The organism is Streptomyces sp. NPDC048825, from assembly GCF_043198355.1.
Lineage (GTDB): Bacteria > Actinomycetota > Actinomycetes > Streptomycetales > Streptomycetaceae > Streptomyces > Streptomyces xiangluensis.
In genome coordinates this window covers 1,101,057-1,117,641 of record NZ_JBICUR010000001.1, presented here as the reverse complement: position 1 = coordinate 1,117,641, position 16,585 = coordinate 1,101,057, and the positions used below count along the sequence as shown (strand labels likewise).

The window sequence follows — 16,585 nt, the reverse complement described above, 5'->3', positions numbered from 1 at the left end:
CTTTGTGACTGATTCTCCGTTATGTGGTGCTTGTTGTCCCGTGGGGAAAGATGGCAGTGATGAGCGCAGGCTCCCCCAGAAGCGGCGTCTCAGTGGTCAGCCGTTCTCCAGTTCCGCCGCGTCCAGCGCCGCCGTGAGCTTGTCGAGCCAGGCCCGCAGCTCGCGGATCTCGTCCAGGTCGAAGCTCGTCGCGGCGGCGATCCGGCGCGGTACGGCGAGTGCCCGCTCGCGCAGCGCGCCGCCCTCGTCCGTGAGCCCGACGACCACCGACCGCTCGTCGCGGGCGCTGCGCTCACGCCGTACGAGCCCGGTCGCCTCCAGGCGCTTGAGTAGCGGCGACAGGGTCCCTGAGTCGAGCCGCAGGTGCTCGCCCAGCTTCTTCACGGGCAGCTCGCCGTGCTCCCACAGCACGAGCATGACCAGGTACTGGGGGTAGGTGAGCCCCAGGTCCTTCAGGACGACCCGGTACACGCCGCCGAAGGCGCGCGACGCGGCGTTCAGGGAGAAGCAGATCTGCTGGTCGAGACGCAGGAAGTCCCCGGCCTCGCGAAGGGCGTCGGCGTCGCGCACAGCGTCGGCTGCGGCGTCCGTGACGGCGGGATCCGGAGTCGGAGTCGGTGTCGGAGCGGTCATGCCTCCAGGATAACTCAAGTACGCCATTGGATTGTGCGCAACTGAATTGTGTGCTCTACTTGCAGTCGTGCGGCAGGCGCTCCAAGGCCTGCCGATACGACCTTGATCTTGACCCTGATGATGAGAGGGACGTTTCCCATGGACGCGCTCTACACCGCTGTCGCCACCGCCACCCACGGCCGTGAGGGCCGCGCCTTCACCAACGACGGCCGCCTCGACCTTGAGCTGGGCATCCCGAAGGAGATGGGCGGCAACGGTCAGGGCACGAACCCGGAGCAGCTGTTCGCCGCGGGCTACTCCGCCTGCTTCGCCAGCGCCCTCGGTCTGGTCGGCCGGCAGGCGAAGGTCGATGTCAGCGAGGCGGCGGTGACCGCCGAGGTCGGCATCGGCAAGCAGGGCGAGGGCTTCGGCCTCGCGGTCACGCTGCGCGTGGAGCTGCCCGACTCCGTGGACGCCGAGACCGGCCGCAAGCTGATCGAGCAGGCCCACCAGGTCTGCCCGTACTCCAACGCCACCCGCGGCAACATCCCGGTCGAGCTCGTCGTCGAGTAATCGAGCAACCCCAGACGCCTGGTCAAACCCTGATCGTTGCCCGGTCCGCACTCAACGCGGGCCGGGCATCCGGCGTTTCAAGCGCCGCCATCGTCGACGCGGCCCGCTCCAGCAGCAGCGGCAGCCCGATCACCGGCAGCACCCACGCCACCACGATCAGCCGGTCGCCGATGTTGATGTCCGGATGCCCCGCCTGGTTGACGACCCCGCTGAAGGCCGCCGCGATCAGGAACGCCGCGTAGGCCGGACGTTGCCGCAGCACACCCCACGCCCCGGCGGCCAGCGCCGCGATGAAGAGCGGCTGCAAGAACTGCCGACGTAGCCACTCCACCCAGAAGTTGAGCTCCAGTCGCCAGAACTCCGGCCACGGGTCCGCGCGGTCGGGCAGCGTGAAGTGATGGGCGAGCAGGTCCTGGAGACTCTCGCTCGTGGAGGGGTAGTTCAGCAGCCCGGCGGCCGACACGGTCCCCAGGGCCGCGCAGCTCGCCATCACGGCGATCACCCGCAGGGCGGGGTCAAGTCGCCTTCTCCGTACGGCGATCACCGCGCACGCCGCCACCAGGCACAGCCCGAGGAACATTGCCTGCGAGTGCTTCACCGTGAAGAGCAGCAGCAGCGAGCCGCCGATCAGTGCGGCGCCCGTGCGCGTCCGGCCGTCGAGTGCCAGTGCGCAGCCCCACAAGGCCGCCAGGGTCAGAGCCAGTTGGAGACCCTCGGTCATGGGGCGCATGGCGGTCGTGCCGACCGGCAGGGCGTAGTACAGGGCCTGCCCGGTGAGGGCCACGGCGGTCGGAGTGCGCAGGGCGCGCAGGACCAGGAAGACGAGGACGCCTCCGGCCGCGGCCACGAACACGCTCGACAGCCAGATGCCCCAGGTCACACCGAACACCGTGACGAACGGCGCCAGCAGCGCGGGATACCCGGGCCGCGCCTCGAAGATCCGCATGAACCGTTCGGAGTTGAACGGCACCGTGTGCGCGGTCGTCTGACCGGCCCGCAGCCGCCGGTCCACCTCCGGCCACAGCTCGCGGCGGCACTCCTCGGGGATCCGCCCGACCGGGCCCGGAGAGTGGAACCGCACCACGTCGACGCTCCGCTCGCGGCGCGCCTCGGCGTGCCGGCTGGCGCAGACGTAGTCGATGGTGGCGGCAGCCGCCTCGCGCCTGCTGTCACCGCGCAGAGCCAGGGCGTACGACAGGTAGTTCCTGCTGTCGGGAGTGTCCCGCCCGGTGATGTTGGCGAGCTGGAGCAGCGCGAAGACGGTGGCGAGAACGATCACCCAGGTACGGGCCTTGAAGCGGGGCATACGGCTCTTTCGGTGTTGTGCTCTTGGTGTTGTGAGCCCGCGCCACCGCATGCGGTGGGGCGAGCCGTGGCCCGCCCCACCGAGAGGCCTCAGCCCTTACGGGCCTTGACAATCGCCCTGGTGATGATCGGCGGCAGCAGGTCCTTGGCGATCCGCCTGGTCCGGCTCGGCCGCCGCTTGGCGGCGCTGACGGTGGCGGGCCGCGTGGCGGCGCGCGGAGCGGGAGCGGGCTTCGGAGCGGGCGCGGGCTTGGGCGCCGCGACGACCGGCTTCGGCTCTTCGCCCGCGTACTTGGACACCGGCTGCTTCGGCTCGGTCGCTTTTTGGCCGGTGATACGGATCAGCCCGTACCCCGCGACCCGCTGCACCTCGTGCCACATGTCGTCACGGCCCGCCAGCCATTCCAGCAGCGCGTCCCGCAGCGGCTCGGGGTCGCCCCAGGTGCCGTAGAACTTGGTGCCCGTGATGCAGATGGGGCGCAGGTCGAACGTGGGAATCGCCCCCCAGGTGGCCGCGGCGACGCCCGGGCAGTGCTCGGCGCGGAAGTCGTCGAGGACGACCACGCCATCGGGCAGCAATATGTCGCGCACCGCCTCGATGTCGGCGTTCACGTGCTCGTACAGGTGCGAGGCGTCGATGTGCGCGAAGCGGCAGCTCTTGTCCTCGACGCGGTCGGCGACCACCTGGCTCGGCGCCTGGATGATCTCGGGCAACTCCTCATGGAACGCGAGGTAGTTGGCCTCGAAGGCCCGCCGGGTCAGCGTCGAGTACGACTTGTTCATCTCCTTGCTGTTGGCCGCGTCCTCCGCGGGGGAGTCGAACAGGTCGCACACCGTGAACTTGTCCTCGCCACGCAGGTAGGAGCCCATGAAGATGGCGCTCTTTCCCATGTAGGCGCCGAGCTCCAGCAGATTGCCGGTCTGCTGGCTGTCGAGCTGCCGGGACAGGAACCAGTCGAACAGCTGCTGATCGACGGCACGGAACCAGCCCTTGACGTCCGACAGCGTTTTGGGACGGGGCAGCTCGGTGGTGCTGGAGGTCATGTGTACTCCGTACAGCGGGGTCTATGGAATTTCTGTGTTCAGGGATGGGATCCGAGGGCTTCGGGGACTGTCAACGACGGGAACGGAAACTCCGGGTGTCGAAACAGTTGCCAGTGGTGAGGAGGTCGGATAATCACCGGTTCGGGAGGAATCGAGCACCCCTGGAATGCCGTCTTCCACCGACGGCACCGGATGGCGCTCGTCGAGCGGCACCACGGCCGGCAGCCCGGCGGTCTCACCGAGCACCACCCGGCGTACGACACGCTCGGCGGCCCGTCCGTCGTCGTACGGGCAGAAGCGCTCCCGGAACGCGGCCCTCAGCTGCGCGGAGCGCGAACCGCGCCAGTGGCCCGTCGCGAAGATGTCGATGAGTTCGTCCTCGCTGCGCGCGACGACTCCCGGCGGGAACGTGCGCAGATCGAAGTACGTGCCACGTGCCGCCTCGTACGCCGCCCAGTCGTCCGCGTGGATCACGATCGGCCGGTCGAGATTCGCATAGTCGAACATCAGGGAGGAGTAGTCGGTGATCAGCGCGTCCGAGGCCAGGCACAGGGACTCGATGCTCGGATGCCCCGACACATCGATCAGCCGGCCGCCGCTGCGGGCCAGCGGCTGCTCGTACGAAGGGTGGGCGCGGGTCAACAGTACGAAGCGAGGGCCGAGTCGGCGCAGGACGCGCTCCGGGTCGAGCATGTGGCGCTGGGAGCGGCGGTAGTCGCGGTGCGTCGGCGCGTAAAGGATCGCGACCGAACCTTCCGGGATGCCGAGTGTTTCGCGCAGCCGGGCCACGTCCGCCGAAGTCGCCCGCTGGAACACGTCGTTGCGGGGCTGGCCGTACTCGAGCGTCGTATAGCCGGAGGGGAAGACGCGCTCCCAGACGAGCGTGGAGTGGCGGTTGCCGGACAGGCAGTAGTCCCACTGGTCGACTCCGCGCAGCAGCTCGGCGAAGTCCGTGCCGCGGGCTGCCGCCGGGCGGTCCTGGAGATCCAGACCCATGCGCTTGAGCGGGGTTCCGGACTGCGTCTGGACCAGAATCTGACCCGGTCGCTTGACCAGCTTGCGGTCGAAGTCGACGTTGCTGACGAGGTACTTGGAGCGGGCGAGCGCCGTCCAGTACGCGGCCGTGTCCGGGCTCAGCTTGCGGGTCGCGGTCGGGACGGTGTGGTGGTGCTCGGGCGCCGCGATCCACGCGGTGCGGATGTCCGGCGCGTATGTCCGGAACGCGTCCTCCAGCGCTGCCGGGTTGCAGCCGTAACCGCGTCCGTCCCCGTTGGAGAACACGGCGCGGTCGGCCCGTACGGGAAGCCGCAGCTGGACGCGGTAGTGCAGCCGCAGCGCCACGGCCCGTACGCCGCGGAACGCCGCCCTGACGCCTTCCGCCACCCGTCTTTTCAGCTGCGCCGCCGCCCACAGCGTGCGATACGTGCGGTGGCTGCCCAGGCGGATGAGCACGTGCCGCAGCCAGTTGCGGGCCGGGAGGCGGGCGCCCGGAACCCGGTAACGGGCGTAGTGCGCGCGGGCCCTGCGCAGGAATTCGGGACGGGAGCCGCGCGGCAGCCGGTCGCGTCCGAGGAACACGGCCGAGAGATGGTCGACCATGCGGCGGAACAGGACGGGGCGCCAGTGCGCCAGTTCCGGGTGCGCGTCGAGATGGGCGAAGACACGGTCGTACTGGTCGAAGATGTCGAAGTGACCCCGGCCGGTGGTCGTGCCGGGCGTGCTGGGCATGCTCCCCTGACGTCGTAGGCGGTAGTGGACACAGACGCGGTCGAGCGTCGCGATGGTCTCGGAGGCCATCAGGACTGAGTACGTCCAGGGGGTGTCCTCGTAGTGGCCGGGAGAGAACGTGAAGCCCTCCCGCTCGATGAACTCCCGGCGGTACGCCTTGTTCCCCACCACCATGAGGACCTTGAGCAGCCCTGGCCGGTCGTCGAGGCGGAACGGCGCCGGGCCGCGCTCGGTGAGCTGCGCCGCCTGGACGTTGCGTACCGTTTCGCCCGTCCAGAAGGTGCGCGCGAAGTCGTAGACCAGGACGTCCGGTTCCTCGGTCTCGTTCAGCCGGTCGGCGAGCGCGCGCAGGGCGTGCGGGGTGAGGGTGTCGGTGCCGTCCAGGAAGACCAGGTAGTCGCCCTTCGCGCGCTCCAGACCGGCGTTGCGGGCCTGGCCGCGGCCCTTGTTCTCCTCGAGGTGCACGGGCCGTACGCGCGGGTCGCGGGCGGCGAACTCGTCGATGATCGAGCCGCAGGCGTCCGGCGAGCAGTCGTCGACGGCGATCAACTCAAGGTCCGGGTAGGACTGTTCGAGGACGGATGCGAGACATTCGTGCAGGTAGGCCTGCACCTTGTACGCGGGGACGATGACACTGAACCGGGGCACGTCACATCCATGGGTCGGCGCGGCAGACTGCCCGGAAACGGCCGAAGGGGTGACGTGGTTACGCCAGATGTGGCATATGGGGGACGTCGGGAGTGAGTTGAGGGGTGGCCGGTACCGGCCACCCCTCAACAGATCATTCGGAAGCGCTACTTCACCGCGCCCGCCATCACACCGGACACGAACTGCCGCTGGAACGCGAAGAACACGGCCAGCGGGATGACCATGGAGATGAAGGCGCCGGGCGCGAGCGTCTCGATGTTGCCGGAGAACTGCCGGGTCTGCTCGGTCAGGGCGACCGTCAGCGGTCGCGAGCCGGAGTCCGAGAAGACCAGCGCCACCAGCATGTCGTTCCACACCCACAGGAACTGGAAGATGCCGAGCGACGCGATGGCGGGTGCGCCGAGCGGCAGGATCACGGTGGTGAACAGCCGGGTCTCGCCCGCGCCGTCGAGCCGTGCGGCCTCCAGGAGCTCACGGGGGATCTCCGCGAAGAAGTTCCGCAGCAGGAAGATCGCGAACGGCAGGCCGAAACCCACGTGGAAGAGGACGACGCCGATGACGCTGCCGTAGATCCCGAGGTCGCCGAAGAGAGCGGACAGCGGGATCAGTGCGACCTGCACCGGCACCACGAGCAGCGCCACGACGGCCAGGAACCACCAGTCGCGGCCCTTGAAGTCCATCCAGGCGAAGGCGTATCCGGCCATGGCCCCGATGACGATCACCAGGGCGGTGGCCGGAACGGTGATCCAGATCGTGTTGAGCAGGGAGTCGGTGATCTCCTCCTTGCCGAGCAGGGTCGAGTAGCTCTCGGTGGTGAGCTGGGACGGTTTGCTGAAGACGTCCCACCAGCCGGAGGCGGCGATGTCGGTCGGGTCACGGAACGACGAGGCGAGCAGCCCGACCGTCGGTGTCACCCAGAGCAGCGCGATCAGGATCAGCACGACCCGCATCACGCCGCCGGCCGCGCCGCTCGCGAGCCGGGAGACCAGCGAGCGCGAGGGCGGAGCGGACGCCTCGGTGGTCACCAGGGGTTCTTTCAGTGGTACGGAGGGTGCGGTCACCGTCGGCGCTCCCTTCGCAGTCGGCGGATGTTGACGATCATCACCGGTAGGACGAGGAGCAGCAGGACGATGCCGATCGCGCTGCCGAGGCCGAGGTCGCCGCTACCGCTGAACGCCGCGTTGTAGAGCTGGAGGGCCAGCACGTTGGCCTCGTCCTGGGTGGGCTGCGGGGCAATGATGAAGATGAGGTCGAAGATCTTCATCACGTTGATCATCAACGTGATCAGCACGACGACGAGGACCGGGGCGAGCAGGGGAACCGTGACCCTGCGGAACACCTGCCACTCGTTGGCCCCGTCGACCCTGGCCGCCTCCAGGAGGTTGCGGTCCACTCCGGCGAGACCCGCCGCGATGAGCACCATCGCGAAACCGGCCCACATCCAGGCGTACGCGCCGATGACGGCCGGTGTGACCAGGCTCGGGCCGAGCCAGTCGATACCGTTGTAGGGCGCCGCGAAGTTCGAGGCGGGGAGCCGGAGTTGGGCACCGTCCGCCTCCGCGGGCAGCGTGAACGTACCGTCGTCGGCCGCCTTCGCGGACGCCACGACGTCGCCGTCCTTGACCGCCTCGACCTTGATGCCCGCGAGGCCCTTCTCGCGCGCGTCGACGGCGCCCTTCTCGCCGCCGCCACCCAGCCGGAAGTCCAGCCAGACCGTGCCGGACACCCCGTCGTCCGAGGCCTCGGCGGGCTTGGCGTCCTGCGGGTCGCCGGGCAGCTTGTTCGGGGCGATGCCGACCAGAGGGAGCAGGACCGGGGAGCCCGCGCTCACCGTGCCCTCGGAGGTGAAGGCGCCGCCTCCCGACGCCTTGAGATCACTCTCGGTCGAGGGGCGCGCCTTCGGGTAGACGGACGACTCGGCGAAGGCGTCGTGCACCCCCACCACGACGGCGTTGGCGACGCCCTGGTCGGGGTCCGCCTCGTAGACGAGCCGGAAGATGATGCCCGCGGCGAGCATGGAGATCGCCATCGGCATGAAGATGACGAGCTTGAACGCCGTTGCCCAGCGCACCCGTTCGGTCAGCACGGCGAAGATCAGGCCCAGCCCGGTGACCAGGGCGGGGGCCACCGCGACCCAGATCGCGGTGTTCTTGACCGCGGTGAACGTGGCGTCGTCCGTGAAGATGTCGGCGTAGTTCTGCAGGCCGACGAAGCCTGAACCGTCGGCGTCGTACAGACTGCGCCAGACCGAGTACCCGATCGGGTAGACCACGAGCGCGCCGAGCAGCACCAGCGCGGGCAGCAGGAACAGACCTGCCACCCACGGCCGGGTACCCATCACGCTCTTACGTTTTCCGGCGGGGGGCACCGGACCTGCCGGGGCCCCCGCCACCGCCGCCTGGGACGACATGGACTGCCGTCAGCCCTTGTACGCCTTGGCGGCGGAGGCCTCGAGCGCCTGCTGCGCGCCCTCGACGTCCGAGGGGTTCTTCAGGAAGTCCTGCAGGCCCTTCCACTCGCCCTGGCCCTGGGTGCCACCGAAGGCGGCGGGAGCCTGGTCGGACATGTCGAAGCGGAAGTCGTCGCCCGCGGCGAGCAGCGCCTTGGCGATGTCCCGGGCCACGTCGTCCTTGTAAGTCTCCAGGTCCATCTCCTTGTTGGGAGAGATGAAGCCGCCCTGGGCCGCCCAGATCTCGGCCGCGTCCGTCGACGCGAGGAAGGTCAACAGGGCTTGCGAGGCCTTGTCGTCCTTCAGGGCCACGGCCATGTCACCGCCGCTGACGACCGGCGACTCGTCGCCGACCGCCGGGAACGGGAAGACCTTGGCGTCCGTGCCGATCTTCGCCTTCGTGTCCGCGTTGATGTTCGCGGCGACGAAGTCGGCCTCGAAGACCATGCCGGCCGGGGTGTCACCGGAGAAGGTGTTGATCACGGACTTGGGGAACTCCGTGCGCAGCGCGGTGGCCTTCCCGCCCGCTATCAGCTCGTCCTTGCCCCACAGCTCGGCGAGTGTGGTCAGGGCCTCCTTCACGGAAGGATCCGTCCACTTGATCTTGTGCTGGGCGAGCTGGTCGTACTTCTCCGGTCCGGCCTGCGAGAGATAGACGTTCTCGAACCAGTCGGTGAGGGTCCAGCCGTCCTGCCCGGCGATGGAGACCGCGGGTGAACCCGCGTCCGACAGGGTCTGCGCCGTCTGGACGAACTCGTCCCAGGTCTTCGGCTCCTCGGTGATGCCGGCGGCCTCGTACGCGGCGGTGTTGTACCAGACCAGTGACTTGTTGGCGGCCTTCGCATAGACGCCGTACTGCTTGCCCTCGTACGCGCCCAGGTCCCTCCAGCCCGCCGAGAAGTTCTTGTCGAGCTGCGCCTGCCCCTCGGCGCCGAGGGGCTTGACCCAGCCCTTCTCGGCGAACTGGTGGAGCACGCCGACCTGCGGCAGGAACGCCACGTTCGGCGGCTTGCCGCCCTGGATCTTCGTGCCCAGGAAGGTGGAGGTGTTGTTGCCGGTCGGTACGTAGCTGACCTCGGCGCCGGTGCGCTTCTCGAACTCGTCCAGCACCTTGGTGAAGTTGTCCTGCTCCGGGCCGGTCCAGACGGCCGCGACCTCGAGTTTCTGACCGTCGAGCTTGGGGAGCTTCACCGTGGCCGCGTTGTCCGTGTCGCCGCCGGCGCTTCCCTCGCTGCCCTTGTCGTCGTCTCCGCCGCACGCGGTGAGCGTGAGTGCCATCGCCCCCGCGACGACGGCGGCTGCGGCTTTCGCGGCCCCGCCTTTCCTGTTCGGCCTGCGTGTACGAAGAGTGCTGCGCATGACTTGCCCCGTTCTCCGTCGAACGTCCGAGCGCTGCCTGTTCCCGTGCGCTCCCGGTGTACGCCTGCCCGCTTGGCGGCGGCAAGAGCGCCTGCGGTGTCAAGTGCGTGATCGTAACCGCGTCGTGACGTGCCGTCATGCGGATCGAGTCGAATGGAGTCTTGTGTGGAGTCGTGTGTGGTCGTAAGGAGTCGTCGGGTGGTTGACGGCTGTACAGAATGCTGTGCGGAATGGCGGCTTCAGGGCGGCTTCAGGGCGCCTTCACAGCAGCGAGGGAACCTCCGTGGCGGACACGGAGCGGGCGGCTCTCTCCAATGCGCTGGCGAGGAGGGCCAGGTCGGTCGGGCCGTTGCCCAACTCGCGTATGGGGCGACGGGCGGGCGGGTCGCCCATTCGGTCCCACTCGAGGGGGACGACCGTGGGGCGCAGGGTTGACGTGCGGGGGATGCGGCCCGTGACGCGGCCCCCCTGGAAGGGAGTTGACCGGCCGCGGGGACCGGTGAGGCGTCCGCGGCCCGGGGCGGGGTCTTCCGGGCCGGCCGAGGGTGCTTCGAGGGCGATGCGCAGGGCGGCCTGCCGGGACAGCTCCGTCTCGGCGGTACGGGGACCGCCCGCGGTGGCCGCCACCAGATGCACGCCGAGCCGGTGACCGCTTCGTGCGACGGCTTCCAGGGCCCGTACGACGGATCCCGCCGCCGGGCGCCCCGGCGAGCCCAGGGCGGGGGACAGGAGCGCGTCGAAATCGTCGACGATCACGGCCAGCCGGGGGAGCGGGGGACCTGCGTCCGCCGCCGCCCGCCGCCGCTCGGCGGCGGGGCGCAGGCGGAGGGTGGAGCTGGGGGGTGCGTCCAGGTCCGCGGCGCCGGGGGTGGCTCCGGGGGGTGCGGTGGTGGACCCCTTCGCCGAGCGCTGGCCCACGATGCGGCCCTGGAGCTGCTGCCGTCCGTGCCACTCGGTGAAGTCGAGGCGGCTGAGGAGCTCGGCCCGCCGCTTCAGCTCGGCGGTGAGGGATTGCGCGAACTCCCGCATTCGGACCGGGTCGTGGGCCGCGAGATACGTGGTGACATGGGGCAGATCGGTGCAGACCCGCAGACCGTCACCGCGTGCGGCGGTGCCGCCGCCGGTGCTGTCCCACCCGTCAATGAGCACGATGCCCAGCCGGTCGGGCCGCTCCGCGGCGGCGAGCGACGCGGCGACGGAGCGGAGCAACTCCGTACGCCCGCTGCCCGAGGGTCCCTCGATCAGCAGATGCGGGCCCTCCTGGGCGAGGTCCACGCTCGCCGGCCCGCGTGGCCCGGCGCCGAGCACGGCGACCGCGCGCCCGCCGAGCGCTTCCGTGTCGTCGGCCGCGTCGGCCCAGCGGGCCATCAGGGACGCCGGGGTGGCCCGGGCCAGCCCCAACTCATCGAGCAGCCGCGCCGCTTGGGGCAACGGCGCGGACACGCGCGCGTGCCGCTCACCGGGGACAGCGTCCGTACGCAGCGGGGCCAGCGCCCGTGCGAACCGCTCGGCCCAGGCCATGGACACCGAGTCGACGGAGGCCACGGTGCCATGGCCGACGGGTCCGCGGGGGAGCTCCGCGGCCTGGGTGCGCGTGGCGCCGGCGAGGGCGCCCGGTGCGACCCGCATCAGCCGCAGCGCCGTGGCCACGTCCCCGCTGAGCAGGGCGACGGCTCCACAGTCCCGGAACACCGAAGAAGCCGCACAGCCCGCCTCGTACGTCTCCGTCACCGGCGAGGCGGGCGACGCGGCCGCCGTCTCGGCAAGGCACACGACATGAATCCCGACCCGCGGTCCCTCGACCGCCAGCCGCGATACGGCTTCCCGCACGGCAGCGGGCCCGGGGTCACCGTCCACGACGACCACGGTGTACGGGCCGGGCCAGGCGCCGTCGCCGGCATCGTCGGTCTGGGCCCAGGAGGGGCGGCGGTCGCGGCCACGGCCTCGGAGGGTGCCGTCGACTTGGCCGCCGCCGAGGGGGATTCCCAGGTGGGTGGCGTCGCGGTCGCGCGTGGGGGTGGGGGGCCTGGAGCCGGGGGCGGAGTCCTGGTCGGCGGGCGCGGCGCTGGAGCCGGGGCCGCCGGGGGCAGTCGGGTCGGTCGGCGGGTGTCCTGGGTGGGCGCTGACGGTGGTCGGCCTGGGGTGGTGGCCTGCGGCATCGACGGGGTGGGGCTCGACACCGCCGCGTCGGGTCGGGGCGGTGGCCCGGTCCGAGGGCGTCCCTGGGGCAGCGCTGCCGTGGTTGCCCGAACGGTGTCGCGGCTGGGCGCCTTCGGCGGATGGTTCGGGGCGGTGGCTCAGGGTGTCGTCGTAGCCGTGGCTGCGCTCGCCGCCGGCGCGCTGGGCCGGGTTGGAGGTGCGCTCGGCGGCTCCGCCGCCGTAGCCGGGGGCGGCGCCGTGGTCGTCCGGCCGGTCTCCCGGGTGGGCGCCTTCGGCGGATGGACGGGGGCGGTGGCCCGCGTCGTCGCGCCCAGCACCGCTTCGGGCGTCCGGCCGGTGATCCGGGTGGGCCGACTCGGCGGTCGCCCTGGGCCGGGTGCCCGTGCCGTTGCCCGAGCCGCGCTCGCCACTGGCGCGGTTGCCCGATGGGTGACCCGGGCGGGCACCGTCAGTGGACGGGTCGGTGGGGTCGCTCGCGTCGGTGCCGCGACTGGCGCCGGTTGGCTCGTTCGACTGGTGATCTGCATGGGCGCTTGGGGAAGCTGCTCCGGGGCGGCTGGTTGTGGCGTCGTCGTAGCCGCGCTCGCCACCGGCGTGGTTGCCCGTCGGGTGGTCCGGGCGGGTGCCGTCCGCGGTCGACCCCGGGCGGTCGGTGTGGACGCCGTCGGCGGACGGTCCGGAGCTGCCGTACCCGCCACGCGCAGCGCCGTCGCCCGACCGGCGAGCCCCCGGGATCGCACCGGTCGTGTCCGGGGCAGCGGCGATGTGGGCCTGGGCCCCGTGGGCAGCCGCGGTGGCCGCGTACGAGGGACGGAGCCCCGTCCTGCGGGCCGTGTCCGCCTTGTGGTCCTCCAGGCGGCGGAGCAGTTCCTCCGTGCGGGATGTGATCTGTTCACGGTCGTAGGCCAGGAGCAGGCGGCAGTCCTGGCCGTGGGCGGGGCGGACGTGGGGGAGCCAGCCGAGCCAGGACCACTCGGCGATGCGCTCCTCCAGGGGGCGCGAGCGGTCCGCGCTGAGCAGGACGATCTCCAGCGAGTCGGGGGAGTGCAGCGCGGCGAGCTGCGCCACCACCGCGCGCGCGAGCCCGGAGAGTCGGGGCCGCGGCCCTGCGATGCCCAGCGCCCCGACCTCACGCAACCCGGTGGTCACCGGCACCGCGGGCAGTAGCCCGGAGCCGTCCGGCGCGCTCCGGTCCGCCGTACCGAGCCGCACCGCGAGCGTCTCGGGGTGCTCGGGGCCGCGCTCCCAAAGCCGGGGCCCCGGCCCGAGCGCGGCCAGGAGCAACGCTGCAAGGTCGGGCCACCGCTCCGGCTCCCGGGCGCCCTCTGTGACGGGCTCGGGGGACGGTGCTGCGTCCGCTGCGTCCTCTTCGGACTCGTCGTACGCCGATGTCGGAGACGGTTCGCCCCGGCCGCCCGCCAGTCGCCGGGCCCACGCCGAGAGCCCGCCGCGTTTGCGCGCCTCGCGCGGCACCGTCGTGCCCCTCGTCGGCGTGTCCTTCCGGGTGCTCTCTGCCCTCCCGGTGCTCTCGAACTCGGGTGCCCCGCCCTGTCCGGGCACGACCGGCGGTTCCGCGGAGCCGTGCCCCTGCGCCCCGGAGGAAGTGCCCTCCGCGGCTCCCCACCCCGCCGTACCGAAGCCATGGTGGGTGTCGCTCGCCTCCAAGGCGGCGGAATCGGCGGCGGAATCGTCCCCTACACGCGCGTGCGGCACGGTTCCGGCGGGCGCGGGCAGCGGCGGCGGCTCCTCGGGCGCCCCCAGCACCCGTACATGCCCCTCCCCGTCCGGCACCGTCTCCCGTACCGCCTCCGCATCCCCCGCCCGGGCCAGCCGCAACGCCGACTCGCCCACCCGCAGCAGCGCCCCCGGCGCCAAGCGCACCGGGCGCTCGCCCACGCGCGCGCCGTCCAGCGTCGTGCCGTTCGTGGAGCCGAGATCCGCGACCGACACCCGCCCGTCCGCCGCGACCGTGACGGCGCAGTGCAGGCGGGAGACGTCCGGGTCGTCCAGGGGCACGTCCGCGTCGGCGGAGCGGCCGATGTCGATGCGGCCGCCGTGCAGCAGATGGACGCCGCCCGCGTCCGGACCGGCGACGACATGGAGCCGGGCTTCGGCCGCGTCGACCTCGGGGCCGGGCTCCGCCGGGGCGCCCATCCACAGCACGGCGCCGTCGATCAGCGGCGGCTCACCGAGCGTGCAGCGCTGGGCGTCCAGCCGCTCCGCTCCCGCGTACAGCACACCGGGACCCTCGCCCCCGACCGCCGAGGCGAGGCCGGAGGCCACCGCGGCGAGCGCGGTCCCGGCGGGCGCCGTCACCAGCACGTCGCAGGACGCGGCACGCCCCTCGGGACGCGTCCCCAGCGGGTCTACGACGGTCAGCCGGATCTGCATCGCCGTCAGCGGTCCCTTCTGCGCGGGCGCCCGCGACGAGGCTGCGCTGCGATCCCCACCGCAGCTCCCCCCACCACACTCGGGCACGTCGGCCAGTACGGGAAGCATCCTCGCACCTGCCACTGACAATGCGCCCGCATCCCACGAACAAGTGATCTTGATTGGTCGGCTCTGCCCGCAAAAGTGCCTGACCAATGCCCCATTGAGATCGATCACGCCAAGATCCGGCAACCAACGGCCCGGGAGTGAGCGTCTTTGCCTGAAACGGAAGGGATCGCCCCACGTAAATCCACAGGACGGCATCCACAGGATGACGACAACCCGGTGCCAGTTCGGCGGCACTACAGTGGGTCGGAACACCCGCAGCAAGGGTGACGGACCAGCCAAGCAAGCAGCAGGGAGCGCATGACGTGCGGCCGGTAGGGAGCAAGTACCTCCTTGAGGAGCCGCTTGGACGCGGCGCCACAGGCACCGTCTGGCGAGCCCGCCAGAGGGAGACCGCGGGAGCCGAGGCGGCCGTGCCGGGCCAGCCCGGCGAGACCGTGGCGATCAAGGTCCTCAAGGAGGAACTCGCCAACGACGCGGATGTCGTGATGCGGTTCCTGCGGGAGCGCTCTGTTCTGCTCCGCCTCACCCACCCGAACATCGTCCGGGTGCGCGATCTCGTCGTCGAAGGCGACCTCCTCGCCCTCGTCATGGACCTGGTCGAAGGCCCCGACCTGCACCGCTACCTGCGTGAGAACGGCCCCTTCAGCCCCATGGCCGCCGCCCTCCTCACCGCCCAGGTCGCCGACGCGCTCGCCTCCAGCCACGCCGACGGCGTAGTCCACCGGGACCTGAAGCCGGCGAACGTCCTGCTCAAGCAGGACGGCGGCCAGATGCACCCGCTGCTGACCGACTTCGGCATCGCCCGGCTCGCCGACTCGCCCGGTCTGACCCGCACCCACGAGTTCGTCGGCACACCCGCGTACGTCGCCCCCGAGTCCGCCGAGGGCCGCCCGCAGACCTCCGCGGTCGACGTCTACGGCGCCGGAATCATGCTGTACGAGCTGGTCACCGGCCGTCCGCCGTTCTCCGGCGGTTCCTCCCTCGAGGTGCTCCACCAGCACCTGAACTCCGAAGCGCGCCGCCCCTCCACGATCCCCGACCCCCTGTGGACGGTCATCGAGCGCTGCCTGCGCAAGAACCCGGACGAACGGCCCAGCGCCGAGAACCTCGCCCGCGGCCTGCGCACGGTCGCTGAGGGCGTCGGCGTGCACGCGACCTCCGCGCAGATCGCCGCCGCCGAGGGCGTGGCCGCGCTGCTCGCCCCGGATCCGGCACCCGCCACCGTGGCGGGCGAATCCTGGGCCGCCGACCCCACGCAGGTGCTGCAGCACGGCGCCGGCTCGTACGACCCGAACGGCGCGACCAGCGTCCTGCCGCACACCGGCGCCGGCTCCGGTGACGCCGACCCCACCTCCGTACTGCCCCACCGCGGCGCCTCCGACCCCACCTCGGTGATGCCGCCGGTGCCGCCGAACCAGCCGCCGTCCGGCGGCCCGGAGGACCCGCACCCCTGGCAGAACCAACTGCGCGCGGCCCGCGACCGCAACGAGCAGACGCAGGTCCAGTCGTATCTCGACCCCGGCGAGGATCCGCTCCGGCGACGTCCCCAGCGACAGGTCGCCCGCCCGCAGCAGCAGCCGCGACAGCGGCCGCAGCAGCGACCTCAGCAGGGCTATCCGCCCCAGGGCCAGCCGCAGCAGTACGCGCCTCAGCGTCAGCCCCAGCAACAGCCGCAGCGATACGCTCCCGCGCCGCCTCCGCCGCAGCAGCCGGCGTCGCGGCCGCCTCGCGAGCCCCGGCCGCCGCGTGAGCCGCGCCAGCGCAGCGCCAACCCGATGAAGATCCCTGGGCTCGGGTGCCTCAAGGGGTGCCTGTTCACGATCATCATCCTGGTCGTGGCCGGGTGGTTGATCTGGGAACTGAGCCCGCTCCAGGAGTGGCTCGATACGTCCAAGGGGTACTGGGAGCAGCTCACGGACTGGTTCCAGACGGCGACGGACTGGGTGGGGGACTTGAGCTCGGGATCGGGTTCTGGTTCCGGCCAGTAGGCCCGTCTTGCCTCTCTTTGTCCCGCCTTGCCTTTTCTGTGCCGTTAGATCACTTGAGATCTCTTTGAGTCCGTCTAGGCCTGTTCAGGCCCGTTGACCCCTTTCATGCCTGTACTGGCCCCCTCGGCTCTCCTCCGAATCCCCAGAACCGCGGTGCGGTTCTGGGGATTTGTCGACACCTGGCGGGTGATTTCTGTCTCCGGAGTGAAGGTTGGGTCTG

10 protein-coding genes are annotated in these 16,585 nt (G+C 71.2%); 2 read left to right on the top strand and 8 right to left on the bottom strand.

The window, feature by feature from the left end; translation table 11 throughout:
* Nucleotides 1–96: 96 nt before the first annotated feature.
* Nucleotides 97–633 (bottom strand): MarR family winged helix-turn-helix transcriptional regulator, encoded by a 537-nt coding sequence (locus ACGFNK_RS05140; RefSeq protein WP_393412049.1) that lies wholly within the window; start codon nucleotides 631–633, stop codon nucleotides 97–99.
* Nucleotides 634–771: 138 nt separating this feature from the next.
* On the opposite strand from ACGFNK_RS05140, the gene ACGFNK_RS05135 reads away from it, so the two are divergent.
* A complete protein-coding gene (locus tag ACGFNK_RS05135; RefSeq protein ID WP_388685328.1) occupies nucleotides 772–1,185 on the top strand; it encodes an organic hydroperoxide resistance protein in 414 nt (137 codons plus the stop codon).
* Nucleotides 1,186–1,207: 22 nt separating this feature from the next.
* Here the strand turns inward: ACGFNK_RS05135 and ACGFNK_RS05130 are convergent, their stop codons facing one another.
* The 7 genes from ACGFNK_RS05130 to ACGFNK_RS05100 form a co-directional block, all read right to left on the bottom strand.
* A complete protein-coding gene (locus ACGFNK_RS05130; protein ID WP_393412047.1) occupies nucleotides 1,208–2,491 on the bottom strand; it encodes a hypothetical protein in 1,284 nt (427 codons plus the stop codon).
* Between the two features lie 89 nt (nucleotides 2,492–2,580).
* Complete coding sequence (locus tag ACGFNK_RS05125; protein WP_393412045.1) at nucleotides 2,581–3,534, bottom strand: class I SAM-dependent methyltransferase; 954 nt, start codon at nucleotides 3,532–3,534, stop codon at nucleotides 2,581–2,583.
* 21 nt (nucleotides 3,535–3,555) lie between these two features.
* Nucleotides 3,556–5,910, bottom strand: a complete 2,355-nt coding sequence (locus ACGFNK_RS05120) for a CDP-glycerol glycerophosphotransferase family protein (RefSeq protein ID WP_393412043.1) — start codon at nucleotides 5,908–5,910, stop codon at nucleotides 3,556–3,558.
* 146 nt (nucleotides 5,911–6,056) lie between these two features.
* Nucleotides 6,057–6,860, bottom strand: coding sequence for a carbohydrate ABC transporter permease (locus ACGFNK_RS05115; protein WP_388685626.1), 804 nt, complete (start codon nucleotides 6,858–6,860; stop codon nucleotides 6,057–6,059).
* A 107-nt stretch (nucleotides 6,861–6,967) separates the two neighbouring features.
* Nucleotides 6,968–8,320 (bottom strand): carbohydrate ABC transporter permease, encoded by a 1,353-nt coding sequence (locus ACGFNK_RS05110; RefSeq protein WP_393412041.1) that lies wholly within the window; start codon nucleotides 8,318–8,320, stop codon nucleotides 6,968–6,970.
* 9 nt (nucleotides 8,321–8,329) lie between these two features.
* A complete protein-coding gene (locus ACGFNK_RS05105) occupies nucleotides 8,330–9,718 on the bottom strand; it encodes an ABC transporter substrate-binding protein (RefSeq protein ID WP_393412039.1) in 1,389 nt (462 codons plus the stop codon).
* A gap of 261 nt (nucleotides 9,719–9,979) precedes the next feature.
* A complete protein-coding gene (locus tag ACGFNK_RS05100; protein WP_393412037.1) occupies nucleotides 9,980–14,269 on the bottom strand; it encodes an FHA domain-containing protein in 4,290 nt (1,429 codons plus the stop codon).
* 410 nt (nucleotides 14,270–14,679) lie between these two features.
* Between ACGFNK_RS05100 and ACGFNK_RS05095 the strand changes: the two genes are divergently transcribed.
* Nucleotides 14,680–16,365, top strand: a complete 1,686-nt coding sequence (locus tag ACGFNK_RS05095; RefSeq protein ID WP_393412035.1) for a serine/threonine-protein kinase — start codon at nucleotides 14,680–14,682, stop codon at nucleotides 16,363–16,365.
* Nucleotides 16,366–16,585: the final 220 nt, after the last annotated feature.